This is a genomic window from Anaeromusa sp. (assembly GCF_028691475.1).
Classification (GTDB): Bacteria; Bacillota; Negativicutes; order Anaeromusales; family Anaeromusaceae; genus Anaeromusa.
The window spans coordinates 1-5,930 of sequence record NZ_JAQUZF010000140.1 but is presented as its reverse complement, the minus strand read 5'-3'; the positions used below and the strand labels follow the sequence as shown (position 1 = coordinate 5,930).

Genomic DNA, 5,930 nt, shown 5'->3' with positions numbered 1-5,930 from the left:
GACTAAAAATCAACAATGTTATTAAACCCAAAACAGAGGCAATCGTCGTCGATAACGTATAGGTTTTAAATAAATCGCCCATTTTCATGCCGAAATATTCCTTAACAAACCAAAAACCAGGATCGTTTACATGGGAAAAACCAATAGCCCCTGCTCCGATCGCAACAGCTACCAACGCCGGGTCTACGCCTGGATACATCGGCAGCACAGGATTCACCAACCCAACGGCCGTAATCATGGCAATCGTAGCGCCCCCTACTGCAAACCGCATAACCGCAGCTACGCACCAAGCCAAGATTAAAGGATTAATATGCCAAGAGGTAAGCACCGATTTAATAGCCCCGCCAATACCGCTGTCCATAAGCACCTGATTAAAAGCGCCGCTAGCGCCAATAACTAATAAAATCGCCGCCATCGGCCCGATAGCCTTTTCACTGAATTTCTGCAGTTTTTCCATATTCATGCCGCGATTTAGTCCCAATGTCCAATAAGCAAGGAAAACTGCTAACAGCAAGGCCATTACCGGCGAACCGATAAAATTAATATAGCCCATCAACGGATGATCTTTGCCTAAAGAAAACTCAAATACTGTTTTAGAAATCATCAAGACCAACGGAAACAAGATCGTTAAGAGTGTAACTCCAAAACCGGGAAGCTGTTCTTCCGGTGTAGGTTCTTTTTTCAGCATATGTTCTGGAGGATTTAAAGTAAATTTGCTGCCCACTAATTTGCCGAAAATCGGTCCAGCAACCATAGCCGCCGGCAAGCCGACAATTAAACCATATAAAATTACTTTGCCAATATCCGCCTTCAACCCAATGGCAACAGCGGTTGCCGCCGGATGAGGCGGAACAATACAGTGCACAGTCAGTAAACCAATAATCATTGGAATACCAATCATGACTAACGACATGCCTGCTTCAATGGCTACACAAAACAATAAGGGCATCAGCAAAACAATACCTACCTGAAAAAATACCGGAATGCCACAAATATAGCCAACCACCATCATGGCCCAATGCGTATTTCTCTTTCCCATAACGCGAATCATTGTCCGCGCCAGACGCTCCGCACCGCCTGAAATCTCCATCATTTTCCCAACAATAGCACCTAGCGCCAATATCGGCGCCAACATTCCTAAAAAGCCGCCAATTCCTTTTTCAATGGATTTCAAGATATCTAACAAGTTCATATTTGTTGCAAAACCAATAAAAAGACAAGCTAATAACAACGAAACAAACGCATGCACCTTGACGCGAATTGTTAAGAAAATAATAAGAGCAATTGCTACTAATAATACGATTATCATTCCCATACTGTCCATTTCTTAATCTCCTTTCTCTGCCACGCTTTTTGTATTTGTTACTTTTTCTAAATTCACCTCTTTTATCGCAAATACTCTTTATTTATCAGCGCAGCTTTTATACAATAATCGTATAGCATTAGCTAAATTCAAACAATTGCATATTTGACGAATTACTCAGATATATCATCTGCGTTTTTGTGCAAATAGTACAAAGAGGTGTTTATATGATTATTCCTGATGACTTAGCCCAAAAAATTGTCGATAGCACGATGTGCTTAGTCCAACGCAATATCAATATCATGAACCGTGAAGGAATCATCATTGCTACTGGTCATGCTCACCGCCATCATACCTTCCACAAAGGCGCTAAGGATGTGCTCGACACAGGCAATATGGTTGAAATCTATCCATCCGAGCTGTCCTTATATCCAGGAGCGTTGCAGGGCGTCAATTTGCCCATCGTATTTGAGGGACAAATCGTCGGTGTTGTCGGCGTTTTCGGGCACCCTGACGAAGTCCGTTCCACCGGAAAATTAGTAAAGACCATTACGGAACTCATTTTAGATCGTGAACTTTTACTACAAAAATTACGAACAAAACATCTGTTGCGCGAACAATTTATCGATTTGGCTCTACAGAACAATCCTGTCGACTCCCAAAACAAATTACTGCGCATTGCCAAAAATCTTGGAATAACGCCTACATTGCCGCGTGCGGTAGCTGTATTTGACACAGCAGCACTAATTAACAAATCCATTGTTGAATATGGTTCCTCCGAACTAGTAGTTGAACGCATCACCGACTCCATCATCGGAAAATTATTTCAAGCCAAGCTTCTTACCAAAGAAGACATTGCAGCCATTCCCGACGAAAAACTAATTATCATCAAGCATATCCCCGCCAATGCAGCACCAACGCAGCTACTTTCCTGGGGCCAGGCTGTAACACAAACTTTCGACAGAACCGGGCAAGCTATCTTTTGCGGCACTGGCGCTATTGTCTCCGAGATAAACGACTACTATGCCTCTTACCGCCATGCACTCTACACCCTCAGTCAATGCACCCTGGCTAAACCACTTCAAAGTATATACGACCATCAGCAGCTTGTAGATTTCGTATTTCACGAAACCGCTCTAGCCCATCATGCACTAGCCCTAAATGCGATTCTTAAACAATTGAATCATAGCCATTTTTCCAACAACGATATGCAGCTAACCCTTAGCACGCTTTTAGAATGCAACTTACGCGTCAACCAAGCAGCTAGTCTCTTACATCTTCATCGCAACACCTTGCTCTATCGCTTAAACTGCCTAAAAGAAGAAACCAATCTGGATCCTCTGCATTCCCTACATGATGCAATCTTATGCAAACTCTTGCTTGCTCTCAAGCGCAAGTAACTCCAGATTTGACATACACTGCATAGTATTATATAGTTATTTCGAAATATAATTCATATCATTTTTAAAATCCTATACTAAGGAGCTATACGATTTTGAAAACACAACTTGATAAAATTGAGGATAAAGTATTAGCCAAAGAACGCTTAAGCTACGAAGACGGCCTCTGCCTGATGGAGTCCTCCGACTTGTCCCGTATTGGTTATTTAGCTGATTCCGTTCGCAAACAGCACAGTGAAAACTTTGTTTATTTCAATGTAAATCAGCACATTAATTTGACCAACATTTGCACCTCCCGCTGTCGTTTTTGCGCCTTTGGCTGTGATGCGGATTCGTCAAAAGCATACGCCATGGACCTAGAGGACGTTTTAAGCATCGCCCACAGGGCAACACAGGACCCTGATTTGCGAGAATTACACATAGTCAGCGGTCTTCACCCCGATTGGCCTTTTGAATACTATGTTTCGGTATTACATCAGCTAAAACAAGAATTACCGCATTTGCACCTAAAAGCTTTTACCGCTGTAGAAATCTGTTACTTTGCCAAAATAGCAGGATTCTCTGTCCAAAAAGTATTAACAGAACTCCAAAAAGCAGGGCTTGATTCCATGCCAGGAGGCGGCGCTGAAATTCTGTCTTCTCGAGTTCGTTCTGAGCTTTGCCCCAACAAAGCCACTTCCCAAGAATGGCTGGATGTCCACCGTACCGCTCACGACTTAGGCATTCCCACCACCGCTACCATGTTATACGGACACATCGAAACAGTGGAAGAACGCATTCGCCACTTCCTCTCCCTGCGGGAACTGCAAGATCAAACCAATGGTTTCCAAACCTTCATCGCCCTTCCATTCCATCCCTTGCACACGGAATTAGAGGACACCATTACTCGCACCTCTCCTTGGGAGGACCTGAAAACCTGCGCCATCGCCCGCCTCATGCTGGACAATTTCCCTCATATCAAAGCCTATTGGATTATGTTGACACTGCCTATCGCACAAATGGCCTTAAGCTTTGGCGCTGATGATTTAGACGGCACAGTCCGCGAAGAAAAAATCACCCATGCCGCTGGCGCTAAAACCTCCCGCGGCCTTACCAAAAACACCTTGGTAGACGCCATCCGCGAAGTAGGACGAATTCCAGTAGAGCGAGACTCTCTCTATCAAAAAATCCGCGTCCTCTAAAGACAAAACAGCCTGCAGTCGGTTTCACACCGTTTGCAGGCTGTTTCTTTACCTATCTCATCATCTTCTTTAATTTATGCACGCCCAGCGACGTTTAGTATTTGATAAACTTATCGCCAGGCACACCACAGATACTGCATTTTTCAGGAATGCTCTTTTCAATATTCCCGCATACCGGACAGAGATAGTAAAAGATCTCTTCTGTTTGTTCCAGATTCTCCAAGGCTTCTTTATAGAGCCTGGCATGCACCTCTTCGGCTTTCATGGCAAAGGTAAAAGACAAAGCAGCTGCTTTGTTGCCTGTCGCCTCAGCCTCCTTGAGAAAATCAGGATACATATCTTTATACTCGTGTGTTTCCCCCGCCACAGCGTCTTTCAGATTGTCGGCTGTCGAAGCAACTTTTCCCGCCACTTCAAAATGCTTTAATGCGTGAATAGTTTCCGCGTCAGAAGCAGCTTTAAAAAGCTTGGCCGCATTTAGCTTTCCGTCTTTTTCTGCCTTCTTCGCATATGCCAGATACTTTCGGTTTGCCTGAGACTCTCCAGCAAAAGCCTCCATCAAATTAGCGAGTGTCTTGTTCTCTTGCATCTTTTGTCCTCCTTCATCTTTACGAATACCAGATTTGTCCTGTTCTATCATCCTTAGCAGTTTTTCCACACTTTCTTTCGGAAATCCTGCCGGCTGTTCATTTTCCAGCAAGGATTGCAGGAACTTCTGCACAAGCCTTCCTTGAGGCAGCATATAGCCCGCCTCACGCCAAAGATCCTCTGCCTGCAAGCGGTTCGATACGCTAAAAGCCTTGGCCAGCTTACGCAAAACAAGATTATCCGTGGTTTTATGAATATAATCTGCAATTTCTTCTTGCACTATCTTACTTTTCATTAATGCCAGCACCGCATTTTTAACACGAACATCTTTATCTCGCTGCTGCGGAAATATCTCAGGAAGCAAAAAAATAGCATGGGAGGGGCAAGCGTCAACGCAAGCGCGACAGCCCTCCAGACATTTGGCAGCATCAATCTGCCCGGTTTCCGTATTGGTTGCTCCAGTTGGACAAATATATAGGCAAAGACAATCTTTTGTGCACAAGCTTATGTTTCTAACTGCATGCATGCTGCGCCCCCCTTTAAACCACTGCTATCTTTTTATTAGAAACCTTGCAAACCGGACATACCTCCGGCTTTTCCTCTCCAACATATGCAAAACCGCATACCTCGCATACATAAAGATGCGTTGTTTCCAAAAACTCAGCCTGCTGCTTTTCATAGCGGTTCAAAAGGGACTTTAATGACTTGGTAACCTTCTCACCCCAAACAAGCGCTCGCATCGCTCCCCGATCCGCCACAGCGACAGCGAGCATACTATCCTGCTCATACGCTTTCAAATTCTTATTCAGGATATCTTGGAACTCCGTCACAGATCGCTCTTTTTCTGCACCGACATTCTGGTTACGATAAAATGCTTCGAGTTGTTTAAACAGCTCGGCCAGTTCCATTCGATACTGTTTTTCACATCCCTTGCCAAGATTAGAACATAAAGCGCTGATTTCCTTGTACGTAAACCCCTCCACATTAGAAATATCCTGTTTTAAAGGTGTTGGATCTTGAGAAACAGGCACGCTTTGCACCTTTTCTTCTTCAAAGTCACTTTTCATAGCTCCACACAAAGGGCAGCTCCAATCCTCCGCTATGTCCTCCCATAAGGTCCCCGGAGAAATGCCTTTTGAAGGTTCTCCCGCCGCTTCGTCATAAGTATAACCGCAAATAGAACAGATAAATTTCCGCAATGAAAATCCCTCCTTCGCATAAAACTGCAACACAAACAGCAAAGGGAATTCTTATAAATTACTTTATTTTATTCTATTCTTAATTTTCGAATTTGTAAATCTTTTACTTTGCAGATCTCAATGCCAACACCAACAAAGCCTTACGGAAGTCACATTTTTGTCTTTAGAACGTGCAGCGAAGGCTTGCATGAACATAGGTCCCCATTAGCGGCAAGTCTTCATCCTGTTTATTAAAGAGATTATCCACGCCTAAAACAAC

Annotated in this window: 5 protein-coding genes and 1 pseudogene; 2 read left to right on the top strand and 4 right to left on the bottom strand. The window is 43.8% G+C overall.

Annotated features, from left to right (window positions below; all coding sequences use genetic code 11):
• Window positions 1–1,324: gluconate:H+ symporter (locus PHF27_RS12990; RefSeq protein ID WP_300070909.1), on the bottom strand; the 1,324-nt coding region annotated here is incomplete at its 3' end.
• Between the two features lie 206 nt (window positions 1,325–1,530).
• Here PHF27_RS12990 and PHF27_RS12985 point away from each other — a divergent pair.
• Window positions 1,531–2,703 carry a sugar diacid recognition domain-containing protein gene (locus PHF27_RS12985; protein WP_300070906.1) on the top strand — a complete coding sequence of 391 codons (1,173 nt, stop codon included), beginning with the start codon at window positions 1,531–1,533 and terminating at the stop codon, window positions 2,701–2,703.
• Between the two features lie 95 nt (window positions 2,704–2,798).
• The gene (mqnE, locus tag PHF27_RS12980) at window positions 2,799–3,884 is read left to right on the top strand and encodes an aminofutalosine synthase MqnE (RefSeq protein ID WP_300070904.1); all 1,086 of its coding nucleotides are present in this window, start codon (window positions 2,799–2,801) and stop codon (window positions 3,882–3,884) included.
• 94 nt (window positions 3,885–3,978) lie between these two features.
• Here mqnE and PHF27_RS12975 read toward each other — a convergent pair whose 3' ends face one another.
• The 3 genes and pseudogenes from PHF27_RS12975 to PHF27_RS12970 all read right to left on the bottom strand — a co-directional run.
• The gene (locus PHF27_RS12975) at window positions 3,979–4,584 is read right to left on the bottom strand and encodes a rubrerythrin family protein (RefSeq protein WP_300070901.1); all 606 of its coding nucleotides are present in this window, start codon (window positions 4,582–4,584) and stop codon (window positions 3,979–3,981) included.
• 427 nt (window positions 4,585–5,011) lie between these two features.
• The gene (locus PHF27_RS14350; protein ID WP_363320067.1) at window positions 5,012–5,212 is read right to left on the bottom strand and encodes a rubredoxin-like domain-containing protein; all 201 of its coding nucleotides are present in this window, start codon (window positions 5,210–5,212) and stop codon (window positions 5,012–5,014) included.
• Between the two features lie 303 nt (window positions 5,213–5,515).
• A pseudogene (locus PHF27_RS12970) lies at window positions 5,516–5,671 on the bottom strand (rubredoxin); the annotation flags it as partial.
• Window positions 5,672–5,930: the final 259 nt, after the last annotated feature.

Coding starts and splice junctions, on each gene's coding strand:
- PHF27_RS12985 (WP_300070906.1), top strand. CDS start 1,531: ATGATTATTCCTGATGACTTAGCCCAAAAAATTGTCGATAGCACGATG.
- PHF27_RS14350 (WP_363320067.1), bottom strand. CDS start 5,212: ATGCGAGCGCTTGTTTGGGGTGAGAAGGTTACCAAGTCATTAAAGTCC.